Below are 25,250 nucleotides of genomic sequence, written 5' to 3'. Positions count from 1 at the left end.
GATGGAAATGTTTATGCATGTTTATAAATACAGGCTGAAAAAGCTTCTCCGGACAAAGGAGATGATTTTCTGGACCCTTGCTTTCCCCATTCTCCTCTCTGTGTTTTTCCATCTGGCCTTCCAGAACCTGGACCGTGCAGAAGCCTTTGACCCCATCGCTACCGCCGTAGTGGCGGACGCTGCCTACCAGGAAAACAGCTTCTTTCAAGAGGTTCTAAAGGAAGTTTCCAGTGGCCAGGAGCCCCTTTTGACATACCGCGAGGTATCCTTGGAAGAAGCAGAAGCACTCCTTGGAAGTGGAGACATCTACGGTTATTTTCTGGCGGGGGATCCCATCGCCATGACCGTAAAAACCTCCGGCCTCTCCCAGAATATCCTGCGTCTTTTCCTGGACCAGGTGAACCAGCGCTTCTCGATGATCAAAAGCATCTCTATGGTAAACCCTGAATCCATGGAGAGCTTCGTGAAAGCTTTGGGAGAGTCCGTGACCTATACCATTGAAAAAGAAAAGAGCACAGCGCCACCCAGTCAGATCCTCAATTATTTCTATTCCCTCATCGCCATGGCTTGTATGTACGGCGCATTCTTCGGCAGCGATGAAATCACAGACATCGAGGCAAACATCAGCATGCGGGCAGCAAGAATCCAGGTGGCTCCTGTACACAAGCTCAAGGCTTTTGCGGCCAGCTCCCTGGCGTCCTATACGGTGCTTCTTGTGAACACGTCCATTTTGCTCCTGTTTCTCTCCTACGTCCTCGGCATCGACTTTGGAGAACGGGCTTTTTACATTGTGCTTACAGCCTTTGCCGGCACCCTCACAGGCATCACTTTTGGCTCCTTCATCAGCAGTCTCGTGAAGAAAAATGAGAACATAAAAGCTGCAGTCATTGTGGCTGTGACCATGGGGGGCTCTTTCCTGGCTGGCATGATGTATGCTCAGATGAAATACATCGTTTATGATAAAGTCCCGGTGCTTGCCTACCTGAATCCAGTAAACCTCATCACGGATTCTTTCTACTCTCTTTACTATTTCACAGACATGGGCAGATACTTCCAGAACCTCGCCCTTCTTCTTGTGATGACCGTCGTCTTTGGACTGGGCACTTATCTATCTTTAAGGAGGCGCCGCTATGCAAGTATTTAACGTCAGCATGAAAGTATTAAAGAGAAATGCGCCTTCCATCCTCATCTATCTTGGCATTTTCCTGGGTCTTTCCTTGCTCTTTGCCTCAAACTCCTCAGAGCAGGAAGCAGAGTATGCTTCCTTTGAAACCGTAAAAACCCCAGTGGCTCTCTTTCTGGAAGAGGATACCCCTCTGACAAGGAGTTTTGAAGAGTATCTAAAAGAGAATGCCTATCTAGTAACGGTGAAGGATGAGGAAAAGACTCTAGCAGATGCCCTGTATTTTCGCATTGTCACCTACGTCATCAGAATCCCGGAAGGGTTCACGGATAGTTTTCTAAATGGAGAACCTCTCCCCATTGTAAAAGAGACACTGCCAGATGCCATCACGAACATCTACACGGATCTTTCCATAGAGAATTTTTTCAACACCGCAAGAGTCTATAGAGAAAGCCTTCCGGATGCCTCTCTTTCGGATGTGCTGGAAAAGACAAAAGCCACACTTTCATTGAAAACCCCCGTACAGGTGGAAACCTATGGTGGAGAAAAGCCCAGCAGCTATACGAGATTTTACTATAACTACATGTCCTATTCCATGGTATCGATCCTGGTCCTAGGCACCAGCATCATCATGCTTCTTTGGCGTGATCTTCCTCTGCGAAGGCGTACAGAAGTCTCTCCTTTAAGAAAGTCTTCCATACAGCTCCAGAAAGTGCTGTCTTTAGGGGTCTTTACGCTCCTGACCTTTGTGCTTCTCAATGTTTTTTACTTTCTGGTGAACAGAAATGCCGTGCTGGATGACAAAACACTGCTGCACATAGGGAACTCCTTCATCCTGGCCTTTACTTCTATGGGGATGAGCTTTCTTGTGGGTACCCTGCTGAAAAGCAGAAATGCCATTACCGCTGTCAGCAATGTGGTTTCTCTAGGACCTTCATTCATCAGCGGAGTGTTTGTGCCTCAGGCGCTTCTTGGCGAAGGTGTGCTCACCTTGGCAAGGGTCACGCCAACCTACTATTATGTCACCGCCAATGAACTCATCGCGACCCTCGGAAACACCATGAATGAGAAGATTTATACCAATATGCTGATTCTTTTTGCTTTTGGCATCGCTTTCTTCCTTCTTGCTTTCTATTTCGGACAAAGGCGCAAGACAAAAGTATCAGACTAAAGTGGAACCCCGACAAAAAACCCCTTGCATCCTACGAGCAAGGGGCTTTTATTTATAAATTTTGTTTCTTAATCAAACAGTTTGGACAGTGGCACATCATCGGTGATTCTCTTGATGGCCTCTGCAAATAGTGGAGCTACAGACAGACAGGTGAATTTTTCCATGTCATCTCTCTTTGGCTGTGCGATGGTATCCAGCATCACCAGTTCCTTGATGGCACTCTGGTTGATTCTGTCAATGGCAGGTCCGGAAAGTACCCCGTGGGTGCAGGCAGCATATACTTCCACAGCGCCAAGGTCCATCAGCGCGTTGGCCGCATTGGAGATGGTTCCTGCGGTATCGATCATATCATCAATGAGGATACAGGTTTTGCCCTTGATGTCTCCAATGATGTTCATGATTTCAGATACATTGGCCTTGGGTCTTCTCTTGTCGATGATGGCCATAGGCGCATGCAGTCTTTCTGCAAGTTTTCTGGTTCTTGTAACAGAGCCCAGGTCTGGAGAGACGATGACAACATCAGGATTTTCCATAAATCCTTTCTTGATGAAGTAATCAGCAATGATTGGCATACCCAGCAGATGATCCAGAGGAATATTAAAATACCCTTGAATCTGTGCCGCATGAAGGTCCATGGTCAGCACCCGGTCTGCACCTGCTGTGGTCAGAAGGTCTGCAACAAGCTTTGCGGTAATTGGATCTCTGGACTTTGCCTTACGGTCTTGTCTTGCATAGCCGTAGTAAGGAACCACTGCATTGATTCTTCCAGCGGACGCTCTCTTGAAGGCATCAATCATGATGAGAAGTTCCATGAGATTATCATTCACAGGATTGTTGGTGGATTGAACGATAAATACATCGCATCCTCGAACGGTTTCATTGGTTTCCACGAAAATCTCACCATCGGAGAAAGTGCCTACCTTGTTGTCTCCAAGTTTTACCCCCAGGATATCTGCAATCTGCTTGGCAAGCTCTGGATGGGAGCTCCCTGCAAACACCTTGAAATTGCTGTACTGCTTTAACATTCTTTTATCCTCCTAATATTTACCGCTTTCTTTTCTTTTTTGAACCCAGCCTTCTTTGTTGACCTGTTTTGCTCTTGCAATACCCAGGCCTTCTTTGGGGACATTCTCTGTGATGGTGGAACCGGCAGCTGTAAATGCACCTTCATGCACCGTCACAGGAGCCACAAGGTTTGTGTTGCATCCGATAAACGCATGGTCTTCCACTACAGTCTTATATTTGTTCTTGCCGTCATAGTTCACCACAACGGTGCCACAGCCGAAGTTCACATGTTCTCCTACCTCTGCATCACCAATATAGGTCAGGTGGGAAATCTTCGTTCCATTGCCGATGGTAGATTTCTTGATCTCCACAAAATCTCCGACCTTGACGTGCTCTCCTATGACGGAATCCGGTCTGATATAGGCGAATGGCCCTACTGTAGTTTTCTTTCCCACTTTGGAACACAGAATCACAGAAGAGGCAATGGTCACCTCATCTTCAATCACTGAATCCTCAATGCGGTTGTTTGGATGAAGAAGAACTCCTTTGCCAAGGACGGTCTTCCCTTCCAGTGTGTTATTGGGATAAATGATGGTGTCATTTCCTATGACAACATCCGCACCAATGTAGGTTGTCAGGGGATCGATGAGGGTTACCCCATTTTCCATATGGAACTCATTGATTCTCTTTCTCAGGATGGCTTCCGCTTCTGCAAGCTGAGCTCTGGAGTTCACGCCTCGTGTTTCATCAAACTCCGTGATGACCGCGCCAACTTTCAGATTCTTTCCTTTCATGATCTCAATGACATCTGTCAGGTAGTATTCCCCTTGGGCATTGTCATTCTTAAGAAGTAGAAGAGCTTCCTGAAGCTCTTTGGCATCAAAAAGATACATGCCTGCATTGATTTCTTTAAGCTTCAGCTCTTCCTCGCTGCAGTCCTTATGCTCTATGATCTTCTCCACGTCATTTCCTGAACGCTGGATTCTACCGTAGCCTGATGGATTCTCAATCACAGACGTCAGAAGGGTCGCGCTGTAGCCTCCCTCTTCGTGGCTTTTCAGCATTTCCTTTACCGTCTCTTCCCGAACCAGTGGCGCATCTCCTGTGAATATGGCAACAGTTCCTTCTTTATCCTGAAGAAACTCCTTTGCGCACAGCACAGCATGTCCTGTTCCAAGCTGCTCTTCCTGAACAGAGTAGCTCACATTTCTAGAGGAGGTTTTGTCCATCACCTGCTCTTTGCTTCTGCCAACGATGACATTGACATCCTCAAATCCTGCATTTCTCATGATGTCAATCACGTGATTGACCATTTCCTTGCCGCAGACCTTATGAAGAACTTTTGAAGTCTCGGACTTCATTCTCTTTCCTTCTCCAGCAGCAAGGATAAGTGCATATTTACCCATACTTCACCTCTTATTATATTCACCGACATGACAATGAGCTTTTGGCAGATCATACCAAAAGCCATACATTTTCTATTTTATTATAGAGTAGGTTCGTGTTTATTTCAACCAATCTCAGGGCATTCCACAAGAAGCACAGCATAAATGCATTAGTAGTCAAAAATAATGGCAATCCCTTTAAAAAAGTAAGGAAATAGATACAATCACCTATGAATTATCAATAAGTTACCGAAGGAACAGAGAAAACGAAAAATAACCCCGCAGGGTTATTTTCAAAGGTTAATCGATGGCAATGGGTTCATCCACAATGGGCTCCTCTTCCAGTCTTACCTTCTCATACTCTTTAAGAATGGAGGACTGAAGAGCTTCTCTTGTTTGTGTGTTGATGGGATGAGCGATATCCTTAAATTCTCCATCAGGTGTCTTTCTCGATGGCATGGCGATAAAGAGACCGTTCTGGCCTTCGATGACTTTGATGTCATGGACCACAAACTCGTTGTCAAAGGTGACTGAGACAATGGCTTTCATTTTGCCGTCCGCAGCGATTTTTCTGATTCGTACATCTGTAATGTTCATAAAGAACCTCCTTCGTTTGTCTTTTTCTTTACTGTCCTTGAAATCCGTTTTTGAATATTCAGAATTTAAGGATTATACCTCATTATAAACTGTAATGGATTACACACGCAACAGGAAAATGAAAATTGCGAAAATTATAGAAAAGCCATGATGCTTGGGGGTATTTCATTTCCAATCTCATGATTTCCCTGTCTTTTTTTGCGTTTTTTCTAACAAACATCCCTGTATTAACAGATTCTCAGCAAGGAGCGTCCTTTTTGCCAAGTTATCAGGCACGGTTTTTCCCATTTCACACTGAATTTCTTGTACAATAGACCCATACCACAATCTATTACAGGAGATTTCAAGCATGACTAAGATAAAACTCATATGCATCGATGTGGATGGAACACTCTACAACGACGATAAAAATATTCCAGAAGAAAATATCAAAGCGATACAGAAAGCCCATGAGAAAGGCATTCAGATCGCCATCACCACCGGAAGAATGTTCAATTATGGCAAGCTCTATGGCAGCCTTCTTGGGGTTCCTACCCTCACCATTGCTTCCAATGGGGCCTTTGTGAAGTACAAGGATCAGATTTTGAACCATCAGAGCATTTACTCAACAGACCTTCCATTCATGATTTCTGCAGTGAAAGACTCTGGTCTTTTTGCCCATTTCAATGCTTGGAACACACTTCTTTGTGAGGGGGACCTGGGGGATGGCAATGGGTATGTGAAAGCCAACGGACTGCTGCCAGATGGAGACCGGATTGAAATGATTGTCACAGAAGATCTGGAAAAGTCCCTGAAAGACACAGGAAACATCTTAAAAGCCATCGTCTTTTCAAAAGGGGACCAGGAAGCTCTTCTGAAACTTCGAAAAGTCTTTGAAAACCATTCAACGCTGCAGACGGTATCTTCGTCCAAGCACAACCTGGAGATCTTCAGAAAAGATGTGAATAAGGCTGTGGGCATTGAGAAGCTCATGGAGCATCTTGGCATCCGTCAGGAGGAAGTCATGGCCATTGGAGATGAGGAAAATGATCTGCCCATGATTTCCTTTGCCGGTCTTGGCATTGCCATGGGAAATGCCTCCCAGGCCGTAAAAGAAGCTGCATCATACATTACAGCCACCAACAATGAGGCTGGTGTGGCAAAAGCCATTGAGAAATTTTGTCTATAAGAGTTTTTACTGAAGAAACACGTAAAGGATAAAAATACATAAAAAGGAGCTTCTGCTATGGCTTATCTATGGACCACCATCCACGTGATCAATCTGAAAGAATCCATGTTATTTTATGCGAAAGTTCTGGGGCTAAAACCTGAACGGGAGTTTTCGCCCTCACCACACATGCACATTGCCTTCCTTGGAAATGGAGAGACCAAGATCGAGCTCATTGAAGCTTCTGATGCACCTTCTCCAAACTATGGACAGGACTTCTCCTTGGGTTTTTCCGTATCCTCTCTAGAAGAAATGATCCATTTTCTTGAAAGAGAAGGGATTCCAATTCTTTCCGGTCCACTTTCTCCCCATCCCGGCATCCGGTTTCTCTACATTCTGGATCCCAACGGGCTGAAGATCCAGCTGGTGGAGCCGCTGGGGAGCTAGTCCAGTTGCTTCTGCCTGTTGTAATTCCCCTATCAAATTCAAAAGGACTCCTTAACCCTAAGGAATCCTTTTTTTGTGTCTATAGCTTTCTTACCATCTTATACTCAATGGTAAATTCGATCTCCCGATCTCCATAATGCTCCGTATGAAGAAAAACTTTGCCTCCATTTCCTAAGCCCTTGGTTCTGACATAGAACGCTCCTTGCCCACCGGAAAGGGAGAAGAGCTTCGGTCCAAGAATCTCCACCGCTCCTTCTGTTTTGAGAAGGACAGGTTCAGTGGAATAAGAAAGCACATCTTCATGCTCGTCCAGAAGCTGTATGGAAATCATGGCCACATCATAGGTTTCTTCCACTGTAAGGATATTTTTCTGTGGCTTAACAACCATTTTATGCTCTCTTCTTTGCCCTCTTGTGACGGTCTTCACCTCTTTCCCGTCTTTATATCCCGTAAAGGTATAGGTAAGTCCTTCCTGCCCCCATCCTGCATAGTACTTACTGAAAAGCCTCACTGCATCTTCCATGCTCAGCTTGTATTTTAGAAGGATCATCCCCATGGTTGCCTTGTCGAAAAGGGGAAGATTGAGCCCATGGACTGCGGCGGATTTTAGAACTTTTTTAACTCTTTCCGCATCCCTTTTGGAAAATCCCTCCTCTTCCTCGAGAAGTCCGCCAATGAAGTCCTCCATGACAATGGGCGGATGCTTCAGTCCCTGGCCTTTTTGCTTCCCGTACTTCTTTACAAACTTTCCATTCTTATAAAGCTCCACATAATCACAGTTGGTGAATGCATACACTGTCCCTAGACTGCCCCCATCATGGTCCCCAATGTTCATAGAGGAGGAAACCATGAGAACCGGCTCATCCTCTTTCTGGCTGCTGTAAACATAGGCTGCCAGCTTCTTCTGACGGAACATATTAAGAACGCCATGATGACAGATCCGATCTCCGCTGCCAAAATCACCATGGGTGTTGTAATCCGTCATGCACCAGCCAATGGCTCCGGATATCTTGGTGCTTTCCATCATCTCCGAAAGGACTTTGCTGTGGCGCAGCGCATGAGACACTCGTCTGTCCTCAGGATCGCTGGTTTTTGTGGGAAACATGTGGCCATTGAATTCTGTCACAAGATACGGAGCCTTACGGGGGAGAACCTCCGTGGGATCGCTGAGCCCTCGGTTCTGCCCATTATGGATAAAATCATTATAGGTATAGACATCTTCAAGAAGCTCGCTCTTCTGGAAATTTCTGACGCCACCGGTGGGTCTCGTCTCATCATAAAGATGGGCAATCTTGTTCATTTCACTGTAAAAGGTGGTGTCATCCCGGGATTCATTGATTCTCACACCCCAAAGGATGATGGAAGGATGATTCCGGTCTCTTTTGATCATTCTCTTCAAGTTATATTTACTGATCTCCTTGAACTGCTCATCTCCTATATGCTGCCATCCTGGGATCTCTTCAAACACAAGGAGTCCCAACCTGTCACAGGCATCCAGGAACCATTTGGACTGAGGGTAATGGGAGGTCCTGACCAGATGGACACCAAGGTCCTTCTTCAGAATCTCTGCATCCAGCTCCTGCATGGATTTGGGCATGGCGTATCCCACATAAGGATAACTCTGATGCCGGTTCAGCCCTCTCAGTTTCAGCTTTTCTCCATTGAGATAGAATCCATCTTCTTTGAAAAGCGCCTCACGGAATCCGATCCTCACAATCCTTTCATCTAAAAGATCTCCATCTTCTCCCAGAAGAGACACCTGAACGAGATAAAGCTTCGGTGTGTCCATGGACCAAAGAGAGGTATTTCTCACCTTCAGTGTGTGTCTCATTTTCTGATTCTCCACAGATCTGATTCCAGAGCTCATGGTTTCTCCTAAGCTTCTTTTCTCTTCGTCCTCGAAGAGCTTGTAGACAAGAGTGCCTTTATGGTTTCCAGAAAGCCTGGTCTCTATAATAAGGTCCTTTTCCTCCTTCAGCACCTGCTGCCCGAAGGCAAACACATCCTCAATGAAATAACTGGGAAGCACATGAAGTTGAACTTCTCTGTAAATACCGCCAAAGGTCAGAAAATCCACTACATTGCCAAAGGGTGGTATATAGGGAAGCTCTCTAGAGTCCACCAGAACCTCGATGGTGTTTTTTTCTCCAAACCGAAGCTCACCAGAGATCTCTTTTGCAAAAGGCACAAAAGGACTTTCGCTGTGGAAACTCCTCTTCCCATTGATGTAGATCACCGCCATATTGGCGACTCCTTCAAACTCCAGAAAGATTTTCTTTCCCATGAACTGCTCCGGAATGTCTACGGTCTTCTCATAAAGATAAACTCCCTGATAGGAATGCTCATCAAAATAATCAAGGGGAAGTAGTTTCACCGTATGGGGTATATCTATTTTTTCTTTCTTCAGACTTTCCTTCTCCGCCTGGAAATTCTGCTCACTTCTGATTTCGCCATAAAATGTCCATCCATCATTCAGATGATACAGCTCTCTCATATGATTTCCTCCCTGTATGTTCCTTGTGTTCCGTGAAGCATCGTTCACCGATCTTTTCATTGGTTTCTGTTTTCATGTAAAACAAAGGCCTCTTCCTCAGAAAGAGAGCCCCTTGTTGTCCTCCACAGTACCCAGAAGTCCTATATTCTCCCGTTCTGCCATCACAGACAGGAACTCCTTGGGTGTGATTCCATATTCATTTTTGAAAGCCCGGAAAAAATTGGAGTAATCGCCAAACCCGCAGTTCTCATATACGGAAGTGATGGGCTGGCCTTCCAGGATGAGCCCTTTGGCTTTGATGAGCCTTTTCTGCACCACATAACGGTACAGCGTGGTTCCTGTGTACTTCTTGAATTCCCTGGAAAGATGATACTTGCTGATATAGAAATGGGAAGCCAGATCATCCATGGAGATTTCTTCCTCCAGATGTTCATTGATATAACTGATGACAGAATCAATGAGCTGATTTTTCTTGATTTGAGGAGGAAGTGTCTCCTCTTCCTCAAAGGACATACGGTTCAACTCCACCATCAGTTCCATGAGAAGCGCCTTCGGGAGCAAATCCTCCCCAAACCCCCGATGGGTTTCCTCCGCGTGGAGCTTATCCAGAATTCCTCTTAGAAGCTGCTGGTTTTCCATACTCATACGAAGAAGCGTTTTCTTGTTCTTGTCCAGAAAGCATCTTGTTAAATCCGTTTTACGGCTGGACAAGGATTTCAGATACTCTTTATTGATCCAGAGCACATACCGCTCATAGTTTTTTTCTGTTTGTCCGATGACGGCCTGGTGCAGCTCTTTATGATTCACAAGAATGATATCTCCGGGAAACAGATGGTAGTTGCGCCCTTCAATCTGGTACTCCACCTCACCGCTGACAAAATAATACACCTCAAAAAAATCATGGTGGTGCAGAGAGACGTTTTTGAACTGCTTGTGCTTATAGTAAAAAAGCTCATAGTCCGTTCGCTCCATATGTTGCCTTGTGGAATAATCATTGTTTCTCTTCGCCATGATTCTAACTCCCTTATCGTAGTACTTCCATCTTAATCTATAATGAGCAATATTTGCAAGTCCCATAGCAAGTATCATCATCTTCAGAAAACTCTTTTTTGTGGTACTATGGAAGAAAGAAAGCGATTTCTTATGGACTTCATGTTTATGAATAAAGCTTAAACAGTTTGTAAATCCTCCTTGGAATTTACAGTGTTCTGAGTTTTAGACAGACATTTGGCAGCATGACCCCATAAATAATAATGTACAGGAGTTGAATGGAATGAAATTATCTTTCCGATGGTACGGAGAAGACGATCCGGTGAAGATCGGCTACATCCGACAAATCCCCAATATGTATAGCGTTGTTACCGCCGTGTATGACGTTCCCGTAGGCGAAGTATGGTCTGTGGAAAGCATCGAAAAACTCAAGAAAACCACAGAAGACAATGGTCTTCACTTTGACGTCATTGAGAGCGTACCTGTTCACGAGGACATCAAGCTGGGACTTCCCACCCGTGAGAAGTTCATCGAAAACTACAAAGAAAACATCAGAAGACTCGGCAGTGCAGGCGTGAAAGTAATCTGCTACAACTTCATGCCGATATTCGATTGGACCAGAACACAGCTGGATTATGTTCTTCCAGACGGTTCCACTGCTCTTGTGTATTTCAAGAAGCAGCTGGAAAAGATGGATCCCCTCACTGGTGAACTTTCACTTCCAGGATGGGATGCAAGCTACACCAAGAAGGATCTCAACGACCTCTTCGAAAAATATAAGAGTGTGGATGAAGAGAAACTCTTCGAAAACCTGGAGTATTTCCTGAAGGCTATCATTCCTGTAGCGGAAGAAGCAGGGGTCAAAATGGCCATCCATCCGGATGATCCACCATACTCCATCTTCGGACTGCCAAGAATCATTACTGGTGAGGAGAATCTGGACCGCTTCCTGAAGCTTGTGGACAGCGAATATAACGGACTCACCTTCTGTACTGGATCCTTCGGTTCCAGCAACAAGAATGATGTTGTGGCTATGGTGGACAAGTATGCGGCCATGGGCAGAATCCACTTCATGCACATCCGTAACGTCAAGCTCTACGAAGACGACAGCTTCGAAGAAAGTGCCCATTATTCCACATGCGGATCTCTGGATATCGTAGCCATCATGAAGGCTCTTCATAAAAACGGCTTCGATGGGTATCTGAGACCAGACCACGGAAGAATGATCTGGGGCGAAACAGGACGTCCAGGCTACGGCCTCTACGATAGAGCACTGGGTGCCTCCTATATGACCGGCATCTGGGAAACCCTTGATAAACTGAAGTAATCTCTAAAAACCCTTCCCATACAAAAGGAGCATTCCACCCGGAATGCTCCTTTTCATTTTCTATGTTTCAATTATGGCCTTTTGGATGCTTCTACGCTTATGTTACCTTCTTCATCCACACCTCTGTAATCCACAAGTGACACATATCCTGTAGGCATCTTCTTGACTACTTCCTTGTTGTCCACAAGGACACCAATGCCCACCAGCTCTGAGTCAAACTCATTTAAGAGATCCGAGATTCCATGGACGGTGCCTCCAGCTCTCAGGAAGTCGTCAATGAAAAGACACTTGGAGGAGGACTTCAGTGTCCTCTTGGCAAGCCCCATGTTTCCAAGCCTTCCCGTGGTACCGGACACGTAGTTGATGGTGACGCTGGTACCCTCTGTCACTTTGGAGTTCTTTCTTGCGACGATGAGAGGCACGCCTAAATATCTGGCCACCTCATAGGCAAGAGGGATTCCCTTGGTTTCCACCGTGATCACATAGTCCGCTTTCACTTTAGCAAACTTAGAGGCCAGGATGATGCCTGCCTTGTGCACAATGGCAGGGTCCAGCATGATGTCCGTGATGTATAGAAAATTACCAGGAACAATCCTTGATTTATCCCTCAGTGTCTCACAGATGGACTCTTGAAAGGCCTCTTCCTCTTCTCTGCTCATTCGGGCCAGATAACGGACTCCACCAGTTGCCCCTGCAATGGTCTCTACTTTACCCATTTCCATGGCTTCCAGAATCTCACGGATCACAAGAATATCCTCACTGATGGTGGACTTTGCAGCATTGAGCATTTCTGAAAAATAATTGAGACTCATAATTTTATTGGGATTTTCGATTAGAATCTTGGTGATTGCACTGATTCGGCTGTTCCTCGAATACTTCTGCATGAACGGACCTCCTACTTAACTATTCTCATTCTATATTTTAGCTTAAAATCGAATGTTTTTCAACACATCTAACACGAATATTCGTATCAATACCGGGTGTTTTTTTATTATTCCTCTCTTCATTCCGAATAAAAAGCTCTTTCTGGCTCTTCTTTTTTGGTATATGATAGGTAAGGAAGGAAGTGTAGAAAAAATGTTATTTGATTTAAAAGAGTATGAGAATAAGAAGGTTCATTTTATCGGAATCGGCGGAGTCAGCATGAGCGGTCTTGCTGCCATCCTTCTGAACAATCAGGTAAAGGTCACGGGCTCTGATTTTAAAGAGTCCAAAAATACAGAGAAACTGAAAGAAAGAGGCGCCATTATTTTTTATGGCCATCATAAAGAAAATATCACAGATCAGGACATCGTCGTCTATACAGCTGCCATCCGGGAAGACAATGAGGAGCTGAAAGAAGCACGGGCAAAGGGCATCAAGACCTATGACCGGGCAGAATTCTTAGGTCACCTCATCAAGAACTTCACCAATTCCATCGCGGTGACCGGAACCCATGGAAAGACCTCCACCACCTCCATGCTCTCTGCCATTTCCCTGGCGGATGAAAAAGACCCCACCATACTTGTGGGGGCAAATCTCCCACTCATTGGCGGAAACTACCGTATCGGAGACAGCGATTTCTTTATAACAGAGGCTTGCGAATATAAAGCATCCTTTATGCAGTTCCCAGGTAAAGTGGCCCTGATCCTCAATGTGGAAGCAGACCATCTGGATTACTACAGAGATCTTCAGCACATTTTAGATACGTTCAAGGAATATATCACCGTTATGCCAAAAGAAGGTACTGTGGTTGCCAACGCCGATGATCCGAACATGGACTACATTCTTCAGGATGCTGAAGTGGAAGTCCTTACCTTCGGGATTCATAAAGGCAGACTGAAAGCTGAGAATATAAAGTTTGATGAGATGGGAAGAGCTTCCTTTGATGTAATCCTTGATGGAAAGCTTCTAATGCCCATCCATCTGAAGGTGCCAGGGGAGTTCAACATCTATAATGCGCTAGGTGCCATTGGCGCGTCCCTTTCTTCGGGAATCTCTATGGAAGGGATCAAAAAAGGACTGGAAGGGTATGAAGGGGTAGACAAAAGATTCCAGCACCTCTACACCAAGAACGGCATCATCGTGCTGGATGATTACGCCCATCATCCAGGGGAGATCAAAAACGCTCTGGACACCGTCTTAAAGATGAAGCACAATAAAATCCACGTGGTGTTCCAGTCCCATACCTACACCAGAACAAAAGCACTGTTCCAGGAGTTCTCGGAGTGCTTTGATGACATAGATACACTTCTCCTTCTGCCCATTTTTGCAGCAAGGGAACCAGACACCGGTCTTGTCTCCTCCGAAGAGCTGGGAGATGCCATCCGGGCGAGAGCCACTGTGAAAACCATAAATGTCACAGACTTTGACGAAGCAGCGAGGCACCTGAAAGAAGTTGCCCAGCCAGGGGACATCATCCTTACCATGGGTGCGGGTGAGTCTGTAAAAGTGGCAGAAGCTCTGGAACCATTGCTTCTTGACTAAAAGATATCGGAGGTGTGTATGATGAAGATTCATTGCCGAAGACTGGAACTTGAAGAATCCGGACGCATCCGGGAAATCAACGCTTCCCAGTATATCAGACGCGCCTACCGGGAAGTGGATGAAATCCGGCAGCTGGTGGATATCAACTATCAGGATCCTGATTTTCCGGAAGGTTTTGAAAATCATCTGGAAAGACTTCAGAAAACCATACGGTCCGGTGGATTTGCTTGTGGCGCTTTTCATGAGGATGGCGCTTTGGTTGGATTTATCACAGTGAATCCGGAAGTTTTTGGATCCACTTCAAGATATGTATTATTGGATCAGCTTTTTATTTCTCTCCCCCAACGGGGAAGAGGAATTGGCACCCTGCTCCTTCATCACGCCAAAGAGACTGCATCCTCCTGGGGTGCAGAAAAGCTCTATATCTGCGCAGGATCCGCCGAGGAAACCATCGCCTTCTATTTCGCTCAAGGCGCCGTGGAGGCTTCGGAAATCAATCCGGTGCTTTATGAAAATGATCCCCGGGATTTCCAGCTGGAGCTTTCTCTTTAGGTCAGCGCCTCGACCCCATAGCTTTCAATAAAGCTTTTCACCCCTTGTCAGTCAAGGGGTTTTGTTATATACTTAGGAAAGCACAAATGCTATATGCGAAGATGGGAAGAGTACAAAAGGAAACCTCTTGAAGAGAGCCGGGAATGGTGGAAGCCTGGCAGTAAGGACCTTTTCGAAAAACGACCCGTAGCATCCCTTTGGAAGGAAGAGTACAGAGGGACGGACCTGCCGTTATCGGATAAAGTTGACAGGGCATTGCTCTGTAAATTGGGTGGTACCGCGAGATCCTCGTCCCTTTGTGGAGACGATGGTCTTTTTTTATACACTAGAACAAATTGAAGAAAATAAAGGAGTGAAGTCCCATGGTAAAAGTAAAAGAACTTTATAGAAACGCACAGGACTATGAAGGTCAGTCTGTCCGCCTCAGCGGCTGGATCCGCACCTCCAGAGTGTCCAAATCTTTTGGTTTTATTGAACTGAATGATGGAGGATTCTTCAAGAACGCACAGATTGTTTTTGACGAGTCTCTGGAGAACTTTCAGGAAGTAGCCAAATATCACATTGCCACCGCCATCACTGTGGAGGGTACCGTTGTATATACCCCTGATGCGAAGCAGCCTTTTGAAATCAAGGCCAGCGAGATCCTTATGGAGGGATCTTCTTCCTCTGATTTTCCGCTGCAGAAGAAGCGTCATACCTTTGAATACTTACGAACCATCGCTCATTTAAGACCAAGAGGAAACACCTACTCTGCTGTTTTTAGAGTGCGCAGCCTTGCAGCCTTTGCCATCCACAAATTCTTCCAGGAAAGAGGCTTTGTCTATGTCCACACCCCCATCATCACTGGAAGCGATGCAGAAGGTGCTGGAGAAATGTTCCATGTATCCACACTGGATCCAAAGAACCCTCCTCTTAGCGAAGCAGGCGACGTGGACTATACCGAAGACTTCTTCGGTAAGATGGCAAACCTTACGGTATCCGGTCAGCTGAACGCTGAAGCCTATGCCATGGCCTTTAAGGATGTCTATACCTTCGGTCCTACCTTCCGTGCAGAAAACTCCAACACTGCAAGACATGCTGCAGAGTTCTGGATGATTGAACCTGAGATCGCTTTTGCGGATCTTAAGGACAACATGAAGCTTGCAGAAGATATGCTGAAATATGTCATCTCCTATGTCATGGAAGAAGCACCAGAAGAAATGGCTTTCTTCAACCAATTTGTCGATAAGACTCTTCTGGAGAGACTGAACTTTATTGTAAACTCAGAATTTAAAAGAGTCACCTACACCGAAGCTGTGGAGCTTCTGGAAAAGTCCGGCAAGAAATTTGAATACCCTGTCAAGTGGGGCAGCGATCTGCAGACCGAGCACGAAAGATATCTCACAGAAGAAATCTTCAAAATGCCGATCTTTGTCACCGACTATCCAAAGGAAATCAAAGCCTTCTATATGAGACAGAATGAAGATGGAAAAACTGTAGCCGCCATGGACTGCCTTGTTCCTGGCGTTGGTGAAATCATCGGTGGATCCCAGAGAGAGGAGCGCCTAGATGTCCTGGTGGAGAGAATCAAGGAACTGGGTCTTCATGAGGAAGATTACTGGTGGTATCTGGAGCTTAGAAAATATGGCGGTACAAAACATGCTGGTTATGGACTGGGCTTTGAGCGACTCATCATGTACATCACTGGAATGACGAACATCAGAGACGTAATCCCCTTCCCAAGAACCACAGGAAATGCAGAATTCTAAAAAGAGCCTTCGGGCTCTTTTTCTTTCGCATATCATTTCTAAATTTTCCGTTAAATTGTCTTAATTTTCAATATATTAGTGGTAAAATAGAAGCATAACCATAGACAAAGGGGGACTTACTGATGTTTAAAAATCTACTCGTCATCAAAGAACAGCTTCCTTACGACCATCACGTGCTTCAGTTTGCAAAGTCTCTGAAGTTTCTGGGTGCAGAAGAGATTACCCTTGCCAGCCATCTGCTTCCCCATCCAGAGAAGAGACACGATAAATACGACCCGGATGTGGTCACAAAGGATCTGGAAGAGCTGAAAGAAATGGGCTATACTTTGGAATCCATGGATCTCGAAGGACTCCCCGTAGAAAAAGTTCACGACCTTGTAGAGTATATGGAACCCTATGACTCCCTCATCCTTGCTGGCGCAAAAGTATCTTCAATCGGTAAGAGGATTTTTGATTCAGAGTTTGCTTATGAACTCATTCAGATGCCAAGTAAACCCATCCTTCTGGTCAGAGTGAAAGAAGAAGAGGACGGAAGTTTCACCTCCATCCCACAGGATGGCCTGAACGAAATGAGCCATGTGCTCTTCCCCACTGACTTTTCAGAAAATGCCTACCACGCATTCACCTACTTGGAGAAAATGGTCGAGAAAGGCCTGAAAAAAGTCACTCTGATGCACATTCAGGACATCGCAAAAATCAGCCCTTATCTGGACTATCGGATCATTGAGTTCAACCAGATTGATCGGGACCGGCTGGATGCTTTACGAAAACGCTTGGAAGAAAAAGGCGACGTGGAAGTGGATGTAGTCCTTGAAATCGGCAGGCCTTTTAGAGAAATCAACCGTGCCATCGATGAAAAGCACTTTGATCTGGTTATTTTAGGAAGACAGGGCAAAGGCATCATGATGGACCTTTTCATCGGCAGCAACAGCAACAACCTGGCAAGACGTGCCAAAACCTCCGTACTCCTGATTCCAAGAGCGGACGAGAAGTAACCTGTCGCATCGTAAAAATTCAAAGGATCCGGTGAAGAGTTCACCGGATCCTTTTACATTCTCTATTTTACGTATAGCTCTTTGGGATAGCTGTTCAGCACTTCATAGCCATCTTCTGTCACAAGGACAAGATCCTCAATACGGACACCAAACTTCCCTTCCAGATAAATCCCTGGTTCCACAGAGAAAATCATCCCTGGTTCCAGAAGACTGTCATTGGCTGAGGACACATCTCCTGTTTCATGGACCTCAATGCCAATGGAATGACCTGTACGGTGGGTAAAGTAAGGTCCATATCCTTTCTCCTCGATGACACTTCGGGCAGCTCTGTCGATATCACTGAATCTTACACCCGGTTTCACCAAAGAGATGGCTTTCTTATTGGCTTCCAGCACCGTTTCAAAAACTTCTTTCTCTTTTTCTCCCGCTTCACCAAAGAAAATGGTTCTGGTCATGTCCGAGCAGTAGTTGTTTTTTCTGCATCCAATATCAAGAATCACAGCATCCCCATGCTTCAGAAGTCTTCCTCCGTTCTCATGGTGCGGATTGGCGCCATTTTTATCAAAAGCGATGATGGGTGTGAAAGAAAATCCTTCTGCGCCCAGATCAAAATAAATCTTCTTCAAAAGATCCTCTGCTTCCAGCTCCGACATATTTTCTTCTAAGGATTCGATGAGTATATGCATGGCTTCATCATTGAGTCTGGAGGCTGCTCTCATGAGCTTCTTCTCCTCCTCATCCTTAACTGCTCTGATTTGATCCAGCAGAATGGATGAGTTCTCTACATCACTGGTACCCATGATTTTCATGAGTCCAATGAGAAATCCCGATGGCCAGTTCTTGTCCACTCCGATGGTTTTCCCCTTCTCCAAATGCTCTGACAAAATGCCGATGGCATCAGAGGTATCCTTCAGCCATACAAAATCAAGCTCCTCTGATTCCTTTTCCGGAAACAGTTCATTGATGAAAAGACAAGGTTTCCCCTCTTCCTTCACCAGGAGAACCAGGAGTCTTTCTCCCGCCTCAATCCACCTGCCTGTAAGGTAGAAGATGGACGCAGCGTCTGTCACCAGCACCTGGGACAGGGCACCCTCTTTCATCTTTCCTCTCAATGCTTCCAGTCTGTTCTGATACATGAAATCACCTCCAAATATTCTCCCTAAGATGGGGCTTAACAGCCGCCTTTGTTCTCACCCTTCACATAGTAGTAAAGAGTCTTCACAGGCATACCCGTCGCTCCCTTAGGAAGATATCCTCTGGCACTTTCAATGTCTGATGTGCCAGCGATGTCCAGATGTACCCATGGCTTTCCTTCCACAAACTCTTCAATGAAGGCCGCTGCTGTGCTGGCACCACCCCATCTTCCGCCGGTGTTCTTAAGATCTCCACGGTCTCCCTTGATGAGATTCTTATACTCTTTGGAAAGAGGAAGCTGCCAAAGGGGTTCTCCCGCTTCTTTTGCTGCTGCCTTGATCTTGTCAAGAAGCTCCTCATTGTTGGTGAATGCACCCGTATTGAATGCACCAAGCGCAACTACGCAGGCTCCCGTTAATGTGGCCACATCCACAACCTCAGCCACATGTTCATGGGTGATGGCATAGTAGACAGCATCCGCCAGGGTCAGTCTTCCTTCTGCATCCGTACTGTGGATCTCAATGGTCTTGCCCAGCATGCTTCCCACAACATCTCCAGGCACATAGGCATCCCCAGAAATTACATTGTCTGTGGCAAGAACCACTGCAGTGACATTCTTTTCCAGCTTGTTCAGTGCGATGGCCTTCATGGCACCAATCACTGCACCGGAACCACCCATATCCCCATTCATGGTGTACATGGATGGACCGGGCTTGATGGAGTATCCGCCTGTATCAAAGGTGACCCCTTTCCCCACAAGGCCCAGTGGTGCTTCATCTTGGCCACCCTTGTAGCGCATGATGATTCCTCTTGGTTCATTGGTGGATCCTTTGGCCACAGCCAGGAACGCTTTCATGTTGAGAGCTTCGCAGGCTGCTCTGTCTAAGATCTCCACTTCCACGCCTAGAGGCTCTAAAGCTTCCTTTGCTCTTTTGGCCAGTTCCACCGGCGTCAGGGTGATGGCAGGTTCATTGATGAGATTTCTTGTGAGGAACACCCCATCCATGAGATGATCCATTTCTTTCAGTCCTGGCAGAACTTTCTCTTCCTTTCCTTCCAAGAGTCCAAAGGAGACTTCCTCCAGATGGAACTCCTGCTTCTTGGAAAGATATTTGTCAAATCTGTATTCTGCATGGTAAAGACCTTCCGCAAAAGCTTTGGTGGACTTTTTATAGCACAGCTTTGTATGCTTCTTCAGTGATACAGAAGCTTTCTTCACTCTCAGCTTGGACAGCTCCTTTGCTCCCTTAAAAGCTACAAGCCTCAAAATCTCTTCGTCGACCTTTGCTTCTTCTCCCAGTCCCAGGAACACCAGAGTTTTATCCTCAGAAAGATTCACATAACTGTAAACCTCCCCTTCTTCTCCCTTGAAAAGATTCTTTCCCTTCAACTGTTCTACGATGTCTCCATAGGCATCTGAGACCAGGTCCTTAGAAACCAGAATCAGTTCTGCATCATATTGATTTCCGATGGTTATTTTCATGTATTGTACCCCTTTCAAAATTGATATCTATTCTCTATTTTACAATAAGCGCATGAGAAAAAGTATCAAAAACTGAAAAACTGCTCACGGAATACAAATCTCTGTACTTCAAAGTGCTTTTCCTGTGAGGTTTTTTCCCTTGCTGTTCACGGCTTCTTCATTGAATGCAATGGTTTCAGGTGTTATACTTTAGAAAAAGAACATTCTTTTGGAGGAAACTATGCAAAAAATCGCAATATTTACAGACAGCGCTTGTGACCTGACCGATGCGGAACTGAACGAATACGGCATCCGGTTCCTTCCGCTACAAATTATTTATAAAGACAATTCCTACAAAGACCGTGTGGAAATCAGTGCAGATGAAGTGTACGGCAATCTGGAAAAAGAAGTGCCAAAAACCAGCCTGCCCACGGGTACAGATATTGACGCTCTTTTCCTGGAGCTTAAGAAAGAAGGCTATACCCATGCCATTGGCGTCATGATCTCTGGAGGTCTTTCCGGTACTGCAAATTCCGTAAAACTCATGGCGGAGGAGCATCCAGAAATTGAAACTTATATATACGACACCAAAAATCTGTCCATCTCAGAAGGGATCATGGCATTGAAGGCTGCTAAAATGGTCAAAGACGGCCTCTCCTTTGAGGAAATCAAAGAAGCTCTGCCAGAGGAGAAAAAGAGCGTGGACACCTACTACTGCCTGGCCACCTTGGAGTATCTCATAAAAGGCGGAAGAATCGGCAAAGTTTCCGGAACCATCGGACAGATGCTCAGCATCAAGCCCATCATCTATGTCAACGAAGAAGGCGTCTACGTCACCTTAGATAAAGCAAGGGGAACCAAGCAGGCTTACATGAAGCTTGTGAGCATCCTGAAAGAAAACCTTGAGAGGACCAAGTGTAAAGTTTATGTCATGCATGGCGGCGCGAAAAAAGAAGCCCAGGACATGGTGGATAGAATCAAGGACCTTCCTGGCATTCTGTCCCTGGAGTTCAGACAGATTTCTCCTGCCCTTGGTGTGCATACAGGACGTGGACTCATCGGTATCGCCGTGGAGCGAATATTCGGTTAGGTCACTTCTTGACAAATAATAACAGTAATACTACAATAGAGCCATGGCTAGGGGTGCTTTCAACAAGCTGAGAGACAATATCATTGTCAACCCTGTTACCTGATCTGGTTAGTACCAGCGTAGGGAAGCGGATAAACGAATGTTTTAACTGCCTTACCCTAAAAAGTAAGGCAGTTTTTGTTTTTATCCTAGCCTTCGAAAAAAAGGAGGTATAATCATGTCCAATCTACTCGAAAGCGTAAAAGAAGCGCTTCAGTCCCTTGTCACAAATCCCACGTCCATCGGTGCCCTGGTGATTCTTTTCGCCCTCATCGTCTTTGTGATGGTGGTGAAAAAGGTGAAACTGACTCCACTGCTCATGGCTCAGATCAGTCTTTCTGTGGCCATTTGCGCGGTGCTGAACGCATTCCCTCTCTTCAAGATGCCCCAGGGAGGAAGTGTAACGCTGGCTTCAACTCTTCCCATCGTCATCATGGCCTTTGCCCATGGTCCCGAAGTGGGAATGCTCACAGGATTTCTTTTTGGTGTCGTGAACCTTTTCCTGGGGCCTTACATCATTCATCCGCTGCAGACACTCCTTGACTATCCGCTGCCCTTCATGCTGGTAGGTGCTTCCGGATACTTCAGGCAGCGCCACCTTGGTAGCATTGCGGGGCAGGTGCTGAGACTTCTCATGCATGTGCTGTCCGGCGTCATTTTCTTTGCTTCCTATGCCCCAGTTGGTCAGCAGGAGGGCCTCGGACTTTGGCTCTACTCCATCAGCTACAACGGAAGCTTCGTTCTTCTGGAAACAGTGATTCTTCTCGTCATCATCACGGTGCTGCCCTGGGAGAGATTCATGAAAACCTTGGGGAGCCGGAGGCAATTCACGCTGAAGAAACCTGAGACCCATGCACTATAGACCAGAACCTTTGGGAGCCTCGGGCTCCCTTTTTTGCTCTTTAAAAAAAAGACCATCCGGTTTCTCTCCAGATGGTCTTTTTTTCTATAGGAATGGAATGGTCTTTTTCTTCACTGCTTTATTTCTTGCATATATTTCCTGCTCATCATTTCGGAACGCTTCCATGATGACGTCATACTCTGGATTTGTTGCAGCGAATCTTTCCGCCTGACCTGCCTCCAGATGCTCACTGAAATCAGGGTTTATGGGAAGCTCCGCAAGAAGGGGAAGTCCCATTTTTTCCGCCTGGCTTTCTGCGGTGTTTCTTGTGAACACATTCATCTTTTCCCCACAGTGGTTGCACTTGATGTAGGACAGGTTCTGAATCACTCCCTTTACAGGGATCTCCAGTTTCTCTGCCATGTTCACTACTTTCTGCACAATCATGGAAACCATGTTCTGTGGAGTGGACACCATGACAAGGTAATCCACAGGGAACTGCTCCATGATGGTCATGGCTACATCTCCGGTTCCTGGCGGCATATCAATGAGAAGATAATCCAGTTCACCCCAGTCCGTATCTGTGAAGAGCTGCATGAGGACATTGCCAAGCACTGGACCTTTCCATAGAAGAGGTTCCTCCTCTTCTATCATAAAGTTCATGGAAATGGTCTTGATGCCTAGACCTGTTTCCACTGGAACAAACTTGAACACATTCTCCACATCTGTAGGTGCATATCCAGTTCTTTCCTTCTCCAGACCAAAAAATCTTGGCATGGATGGACCTGTGATGTCTCCGTCCAAGACGCCCACCTTATAGCCAAGCTTTCTCAGCTGAACTGCAAGCACTCCTGTGACGGTGGATTTTCCAACACCGCCTTTTCCGCTGATGACACCCACCACATGTTTGATCTTCCCATACTTAGGTTTGATCAAGTCACATTTCATGTCTTTGAGACATTTATTCTTTACTGCGCAAGTTGCACATTTAATCATAAGAACCTCCCTAGAATCCCTCCGGTTTAGTATCTGACAGAATCGTTTCCCATCCTGTCATTTCATTGGCATACTTTCCATAAACGTAGTACACCTTCGATGTATGGTCGCTTTCCACCTTTGCCGTCACTTCTGCTTTGTAAACGATGGTGGTATACCCTTGGGTCTTGACCTCCAAAACCACATCTGCTTTCTCTCCATGGGAAAGAATCACAGCGCCTTCTTTCAGGGCTTTCTCCCTGAAATCTTCGATGTCTCTGGAAAGCTGGTACTTTAGCGTCTCCACATCATTATAGAATTTTATGCCAATACTCTTCCCATTATACTCTTCTTTCACCATTTTGATAAGGTCCAGAAAAGACCCATAATAAATGTCCTCGAAGAACTTTGGCTTCCGGATGGCATAGAGGTTTTGAATGAGGTGGTTGTCGATACGGTCCGTCACGATGTACTTCTCATCCTCACTATAGAAATTGGCTTTCTTCTGATTGGACATACCGGCCACATAACTGTAGTACCGCACATTCCCGTCCAAATCATGGATTTCAAAGATATAGTCCGGCTCATGACTGATGATCTCATCTGCATGCTTCGCGGAAGAGAGGCTCTCATAAAGACCGTTGATGGTGCTTTTATCCGTGACGATGAACCGGAACCCCTTATCTCTTGTGCTTTGAATGATGATGGTGGAAATATCCGGGGACTTTAAGTATTCAAAATCCGTATTCTTGAACCCATACTTCACTTTCAGATCTTCCAGTCTGCCACATCCCGCAAAAAGAAGCAGTACGAGGAGCAGACTGAAAAAAACCGTCAGCCGTTTCCTCCTCTTCATTTCACTCTCTCCTTTATGACATTGGAAAGCTCTGCGAATTTCTCCACTGACAAGGTTTCCCCTCTGGCTTTCAGATCAATTCCCGCTGCCTCCAGCACCTCTTCAATGAACTCCCGGGTATATCCCATGGACTTCAGATTGTTAGAGAGGGTTTTTCTTCTCATGGTGAACACCATCCGTACGATTTTGAAGAACAGCTCTTCATCTTTCACATAAGCTCTTGGCTTTTCAAGCTTTGTCAGACGGATTACAGTGGAATCCACTTTAGGTCTTGGCATAAAAGATTCCGGCGGTACATTACGTACAATTTTTGTATCACAATAATACTGGACCAACACCGATAAGCTGCCATAGTCTTTGGTTCCTGGTACAGCATCCATTCTCTCTGCCACTTCCTTCTGGATCATGATGGTCAAAGAGGAAAAAGCCACCTTGTCATTTAAAATCTTCGTGATGATGGGCGTTGTCACATAGTACGGAAGATTTGCCACGAGTTTGATTTCTTTTCCTGGATAAACCGCGTCCAGCTGCACCTTCGTAGCATCGCCATGGATGAGATGAAAATTCTCATAGTCTTTCAGCTCTTCCTTTAGAATGGGCAGAAGCTTGTCATCCAGTTCTATGGCCGTCACGGAAGCTGCCTCTTTCAGCAGTTCCCTCGTAAGGGTTCCCACCCCAGGACCGATTTCAATGACGAAATCCTCTTTTGTCACTCCGGCACCTTTGACGATATCTCTAACAATGTTCTGGTCCACAAGAAAGTTCTGACCCAGACTCTTGGTGAACCTGAACTGATATTTCTCTACTAGTTCTCTTGTATTACTCATCCCTAAACTCCTCAAAATTATTCACAACCGCTTCCATAAACTCTTCTTTTGAAATCCTGAAAGAATTCAGTTTCGATAAGAAGGAACTGGAATTTCCATATCCTATGCCCAGTGCCTTTCCTAAAATCTGTCTTCTGTTTTTGGAGTCTTGCGCACCCGTCAGCTTGAAATACTGCATATCCCGTATGCTGAAGGTAATGACAGCATCTTCCATCACCGCTTTCGCTTTGGAGAGGGCTCTTAAGATCGCTTCAGGGGCAGCATTTTCCACACCGATGTCTCCATCTTTATAGCCTTCCTCCCGCATGATATAGGCATGCTTGGCCTCTGGCACTCTTTTGGCAATCATCCTCCTGATTCTTTCTCCTGCGTGATCCGGATCTGTCAGGATGATGACCCCGGTTCTTCTGGAAGCTTCTTTGATTTTGTCCATGGAGGCTTTATTGATGCCATATCCGCTGACAGAAATCACCTCTGCATCCACAGCCTTTTTCACCGCCGACACATCATCTTTTCCTTCAACCACAATTACTTCTTTAATCATTGTTTTTACTCACCTTCAAAATTTCTACCCTTTAT

Annotated in this window: 23 protein-coding genes, 1 riboswitch and 1 other annotated feature; of the genes, 11 read left to right on the top strand and 12 right to left on the bottom strand. The window is 45.7% G+C overall.

Annotated elements, in window-relative coordinates; all coding sequences use genetic code 11:
- The first annotated feature begins 13 nt into the window (after positions 1 to 13).
- Entirely contained in the window at positions 14 to 1,144 is a 1,131-nt protein-coding gene (locus tag DEF30_RS05350; RefSeq protein WP_294097220.1) for an ABC transporter permease, read from the top strand.
- On the top strand, positions 1,131 to 2,294 hold the full coding sequence (locus tag DEF30_RS05345; RefSeq protein WP_294097218.1) for an ABC transporter permease: 1,164 nt from the start codon (positions 1,131 to 1,133) through the stop codon (positions 2,292 to 2,294). Before DEF30_RS05350 ends, DEF30_RS05345 begins: the two co-directional genes overlap by 14 nt.
- Positions 2,295 to 2,362: 68 nt before the next feature.
- Here the strand turns inward: DEF30_RS05345 and DEF30_RS05340 are convergent, their stop codons facing one another.
- The 3 genes from DEF30_RS05340 to spoVG form a co-directional block, all read right to left on the bottom strand.
- On the bottom strand, positions 2,363 to 3,319 hold the full coding sequence (locus tag DEF30_RS05340; protein WP_074911687.1) for a ribose-phosphate diphosphokinase: 957 nt from the start codon (positions 3,317 to 3,319) through the stop codon (positions 2,363 to 2,365).
- Between the two features lie 12 nt (positions 3,320 to 3,331).
- Positions 3,332 to 4,705: a bifunctional UDP-N-acetylglucosamine diphosphorylase/glucosamine-1-phosphate N-acetyltransferase GlmU gene (gene glmU, locus DEF30_RS05335; RefSeq protein ID WP_294097216.1), complete on the bottom strand. Its 1,374-nt coding sequence runs from the start codon at positions 4,703 to 4,705 to the stop codon at positions 3,332 to 3,334.
- Positions 4,706 to 4,984: 279 nt separating this feature from the next.
- Positions 4,985 to 5,281, bottom strand: a complete 297-nt coding sequence (gene spoVG, locus DEF30_RS05330; RefSeq protein WP_074911685.1) for a septation regulator SpoVG — start codon at positions 5,279 to 5,281, stop codon at positions 4,985 to 4,987.
- A 349-nt stretch (positions 5,282 to 5,630) separates the two neighbouring features.
- On the opposite strand from spoVG, the gene DEF30_RS05325 reads away from it, so the two are divergent.
- Entirely contained in the window at positions 5,631 to 6,449 is an 819-nt protein-coding gene (locus tag DEF30_RS05325; RefSeq protein ID WP_294097210.1) for a Cof-type HAD-IIB family hydrolase, read from the top strand.
- A gap of 57 nt (positions 6,450 to 6,506) precedes the next feature.
- A complete protein-coding gene (locus DEF30_RS05320; protein ID WP_294097208.1) occupies positions 6,507 to 6,875 on the top strand; it encodes a VOC family protein in 369 nt (122 codons plus the stop codon).
- Positions 6,876 to 6,954: 79 nt separating this feature from the next.
- Here the strand turns inward: DEF30_RS05320 and DEF30_RS05315 are convergent, their stop codons facing one another.
- Together DEF30_RS05315 and DEF30_RS05310 are read right to left on the bottom strand one after the other, a co-directional pair.
- Complete coding sequence (locus DEF30_RS05315) at positions 6,955 to 9,369, bottom strand: glycoside hydrolase family 2 TIM barrel-domain containing protein (RefSeq protein WP_294097206.1); 2,415 nt, start codon at positions 9,367 to 9,369, stop codon at positions 6,955 to 6,957.
- A 96-nt stretch (positions 9,370 to 9,465) separates the two neighbouring features.
- The gene (locus DEF30_RS05310; RefSeq protein ID WP_294097204.1) at positions 9,466 to 10,461 is read right to left on the bottom strand and encodes a helix-turn-helix domain-containing protein; all 996 of its coding nucleotides are present in this window, start codon (positions 10,459 to 10,461) and stop codon (positions 9,466 to 9,468) included.
- Between the two features lie 181 nt (positions 10,462 to 10,642).
- On the opposite strand from DEF30_RS05310, the gene uxuA reads away from it, so the two are divergent.
- A complete protein-coding gene (gene uxuA / locus DEF30_RS05305) occupies positions 10,643 to 11,686 on the top strand; it encodes a mannonate dehydratase (RefSeq protein ID WP_294097203.1) in 1,044 nt (347 codons plus the stop codon).
- 71 nt (positions 11,687 to 11,757) lie between these two features.
- Here uxuA and purR read toward each other — a convergent pair whose 3' ends face one another.
- Positions 11,758 to 12,570 (bottom strand): pur operon repressor, encoded by an 813-nt coding sequence (gene purR / locus DEF30_RS05300; protein WP_294097202.1) that lies wholly within the window; start codon positions 12,568 to 12,570, stop codon positions 11,758 to 11,760.
- A gap of 193 nt (positions 12,571 to 12,763) precedes the next feature.
- Between purR and murC the strand changes: the two genes are divergently transcribed.
- The 4 genes from murC (at position 12,764) to DEF30_RS05280 (ending at position 17,447) form a co-directional block, all read left to right on the top strand.
- On the top strand, positions 12,764 to 14,152 hold the full coding sequence (gene murC, locus DEF30_RS05295) for a UDP-N-acetylmuramate--L-alanine ligase (protein ID WP_294097200.1): 1,389 nt from the start codon (positions 12,764 to 12,766) through the stop codon (positions 14,150 to 14,152).
- Between the two features lie 18 nt (positions 14,153 to 14,170).
- Positions 14,171 to 14,704, top strand: a complete 534-nt coding sequence (locus tag DEF30_RS05290) for a GNAT family N-acetyltransferase (RefSeq protein WP_294097198.1) — start codon at positions 14,171 to 14,173, stop codon at positions 14,702 to 14,704.
- A gap of 89 nt (positions 14,705 to 14,793) precedes the next feature.
- Positions 14,794 to 15,003 (top strand) — a binding site (T-box leader).
- A gap of 63 nt (positions 15,004 to 15,066) precedes the next feature.
- Entirely contained in the window at positions 15,067 to 16,452 is a 1,386-nt protein-coding gene (asnS, locus tag DEF30_RS05285) for an asparagine--tRNA ligase (protein WP_294097194.1), read from the top strand.
- Positions 16,453 to 16,574: 122 nt separating this feature from the next.
- Positions 16,575 to 17,447, top strand: a complete 873-nt coding sequence (locus DEF30_RS05280; RefSeq protein ID WP_294097191.1) for a universal stress protein — start codon at positions 16,575 to 16,577, stop codon at positions 17,445 to 17,447.
- Between the two features lie 62 nt (positions 17,448 to 17,509).
- Here the strand turns inward: DEF30_RS05280 and DEF30_RS05275 are convergent, their stop codons facing one another.
- Both DEF30_RS05275 and DEF30_RS05270 read right to left on the bottom strand, forming a co-directional pair.
- Entirely contained in the window at positions 17,510 to 18,583 is a 1,074-nt protein-coding gene (locus DEF30_RS05275; protein WP_294097189.1) for a Xaa-Pro peptidase family protein, read from the bottom strand.
- A gap of 35 nt (positions 18,584 to 18,618) precedes the next feature.
- On the bottom strand, positions 18,619 to 20,064 hold the full coding sequence (locus DEF30_RS05270) for a leucyl aminopeptidase (protein ID WP_294097188.1): 1,446 nt from the start codon (positions 20,062 to 20,064) through the stop codon (positions 18,619 to 18,621).
- Positions 20,065 to 20,284: 220 nt separating this feature from the next.
- Between DEF30_RS05270 and DEF30_RS05265 the strand changes: the two genes are divergently transcribed.
- Both DEF30_RS05265 and thiT read left to right on the top strand, forming a co-directional pair.
- Complete coding sequence (locus tag DEF30_RS05265) at positions 20,285 to 21,133, top strand: DegV family protein (protein ID WP_294097186.1); 849 nt, start codon at positions 20,285 to 20,287, stop codon at positions 21,131 to 21,133.
- Positions 21,134 to 21,172: 39 nt separating this feature from the next.
- A riboswitch (TPP riboswitch) is annotated at positions 21,173 to 21,276 on the top strand.
- 74 nt (positions 21,277 to 21,350) lie between these two features.
- A complete protein-coding gene (gene thiT, locus DEF30_RS05260; protein WP_294097184.1) occupies positions 21,351 to 22,034 on the top strand; it encodes an energy-coupled thiamine transporter ThiT in 684 nt (227 codons plus the stop codon).
- 84 nt (positions 22,035 to 22,118) lie between these two features.
- Here thiT and DEF30_RS05255 read toward each other — a convergent pair whose 3' ends face one another.
- From DEF30_RS05255 to rnmV, 4 genes are read right to left on the bottom strand one after another with little or no spacing between them, the layout of a single operon-like run.
- On the bottom strand, positions 22,119 to 22,961 hold the full coding sequence (locus DEF30_RS05255; RefSeq protein ID WP_242943527.1) for an Mrp/NBP35 family ATP-binding protein: 843 nt from the start codon (positions 22,959 to 22,961) through the stop codon (positions 22,119 to 22,121).
- Positions 22,962 to 23,019: 58 nt separating this feature from the next.
- Positions 23,020 to 23,844 carry a hypothetical protein gene (locus tag DEF30_RS05250; RefSeq protein WP_294097179.1) on the bottom strand — a complete coding sequence of 275 codons (825 nt, stop codon included), beginning with the start codon at positions 23,842 to 23,844 and terminating at the stop codon, positions 23,020 to 23,022.
- Positions 23,841 to 24,671, bottom strand: coding sequence for a 16S rRNA (adenine(1518)-N(6)/adenine(1519)-N(6))-dimethyltransferase RsmA (rsmA, locus tag DEF30_RS05245; protein ID WP_294097177.1), 831 nt, complete (start codon positions 24,669 to 24,671; stop codon positions 23,841 to 23,843). The genes DEF30_RS05250 and rsmA overlap by 4 nt, the downstream gene beginning before the upstream one ends.
- Positions 24,664 to 25,215, bottom strand: coding sequence for a ribonuclease M5 (gene rnmV, locus DEF30_RS05240; RefSeq protein ID WP_074911667.1), 552 nt, complete (start codon positions 25,213 to 25,215; stop codon positions 24,664 to 24,666). Before rnmV ends, rsmA begins: the two co-directional genes overlap by 8 nt.
- Positions 25,216 to 25,250: the final 35 nt, after the last annotated feature.

The organism is Proteiniclasticum sp. (assembly GCF_003514505.1).
GTDB lineage: Bacteria > Bacillota > Clostridia > Clostridiales > Clostridiaceae > Proteiniclasticum.
The sequence above is the reverse complement of the archived record's forward strand: the minus strand, read 5'-3'. Positions and strand labels throughout refer to the sequence as shown.

What these genes read in the sequence shown, in the direction of transcription:
- DEF30_RS05255 (WP_242943527.1), bottom strand. Translation starts at nt 22,961, where the DNA reads ATGAAATGTGACTTGATCAAACCTAAGTATGGGAAGATCAAACATGTG.
- DEF30_RS05280 (WP_294097191.1), top strand. Translation starts at nt 16,575, where the DNA reads ATGTTTAAAAATCTACTCGTCATCAAAGAACAGCTTCCTTACGACCAT.
- rnmV (WP_074911667.1), bottom strand. Translation starts at nt 25,215, where the DNA reads ATGATTAAAGAAGTAATTGTGGTTGAAGGAAAAGATGATGTGTCGGCG.
- spoVG (WP_074911685.1), bottom strand. Translation starts at nt 5,281, where the DNA reads ATGAACATTACAGATGTACGAATCAGAAAAATCGCTGCGGACGGCAAA.
- DEF30_RS05310 (WP_294097204.1), bottom strand. Translation starts at nt 10,461, where the DNA reads ATGATGATACTTGCTATGGGACTTGCAAATATTGCTCATTATAGATTA.
- DEF30_RS05345 (WP_294097218.1), top strand. Translation starts at nt 1,131, where the DNA reads ATGCAAGTATTTAACGTCAGCATGAAAGTATTAAAGAGAAATGCGCCT.
- DEF30_RS05270 (WP_294097188.1), bottom strand. Translation starts at nt 20,064, where the DNA reads ATGAAAATAACCATCGGAAATCAATATGATGCAGAACTGATTCTGGTT.
- DEF30_RS05315 (WP_294097206.1), bottom strand. Translation starts at nt 9,369, where the DNA reads ATGAGAGAGCTGTATCATCTGAATGATGGATGGACATTTTATGGCGAA.
- DEF30_RS05290 (WP_294097198.1), top strand. Translation starts at nt 14,171, where the DNA reads ATGATGAAGATTCATTGCCGAAGACTGGAACTTGAAGAATCCGGACGC.
- glmU (WP_294097216.1), bottom strand. Translation starts at nt 4,705, where the DNA reads ATGGGTAAATATGCACTTATCCTTGCTGCTGGAGAAGGAAAGAGAATG.
- DEF30_RS05250 (WP_294097179.1), bottom strand. Translation starts at nt 23,844, where the DNA reads ATGAAGAGGAGGAAACGGCTGACGGTTTTTTTCAGTCTGCTCCTCGTA.
- DEF30_RS05275 (WP_294097189.1), bottom strand. Translation starts at nt 18,583, where the DNA reads ATGTATCAGAACAGACTGGAAGCATTGAGAGGAAAGATGAAAGAGGGT.
- thiT (WP_294097184.1), top strand. Translation starts at nt 21,351, where the DNA reads ATGTCCAATCTACTCGAAAGCGTAAAAGAAGCGCTTCAGTCCCTTGTC.
- DEF30_RS05320 (WP_294097208.1), top strand. Translation starts at nt 6,507, where the DNA reads ATGGCTTATCTATGGACCACCATCCACGTGATCAATCTGAAAGAATCC.
- DEF30_RS05340 (WP_074911687.1), bottom strand. Translation starts at nt 3,319, where the DNA reads ATGTTAAAGCAGTACAGCAATTTCAAGGTGTTTGCAGGGAGCTCCCAT.
- asnS (WP_294097194.1), top strand. Translation starts at nt 15,067, where the DNA reads ATGGTAAAAGTAAAAGAACTTTATAGAAACGCACAGGACTATGAAGGT.
- DEF30_RS05350 (WP_294097220.1), top strand. Translation starts at nt 14, where the DNA reads ATGCATGTTTATAAATACAGGCTGAAAAAGCTTCTCCGGACAAAGGAG.
- uxuA (WP_294097203.1), top strand. Translation starts at nt 10,643, where the DNA reads ATGAAATTATCTTTCCGATGGTACGGAGAAGACGATCCGGTGAAGATC.
- murC (WP_294097200.1), top strand. Translation starts at nt 12,764, where the DNA reads ATGTTATTTGATTTAAAAGAGTATGAGAATAAGAAGGTTCATTTTATC.
- DEF30_RS05265 (WP_294097186.1), top strand. Translation starts at nt 20,285, where the DNA reads ATGCAAAAAATCGCAATATTTACAGACAGCGCTTGTGACCTGACCGAT.
- DEF30_RS05325 (WP_294097210.1), top strand. Translation starts at nt 5,631, where the DNA reads ATGACTAAGATAAAACTCATATGCATCGATGTGGATGGAACACTCTAC.
- rsmA (WP_294097177.1), bottom strand. Translation starts at nt 24,671, where the DNA reads ATGAGTAATACAAGAGAACTAGTAGAGAAATATCAGTTCAGGTTCACC.
- purR (WP_294097202.1), bottom strand. Translation starts at nt 12,570, where the DNA reads ATGCAGAAGTATTCGAGGAACAGCCGAATCAGTGCAATCACCAAGATT.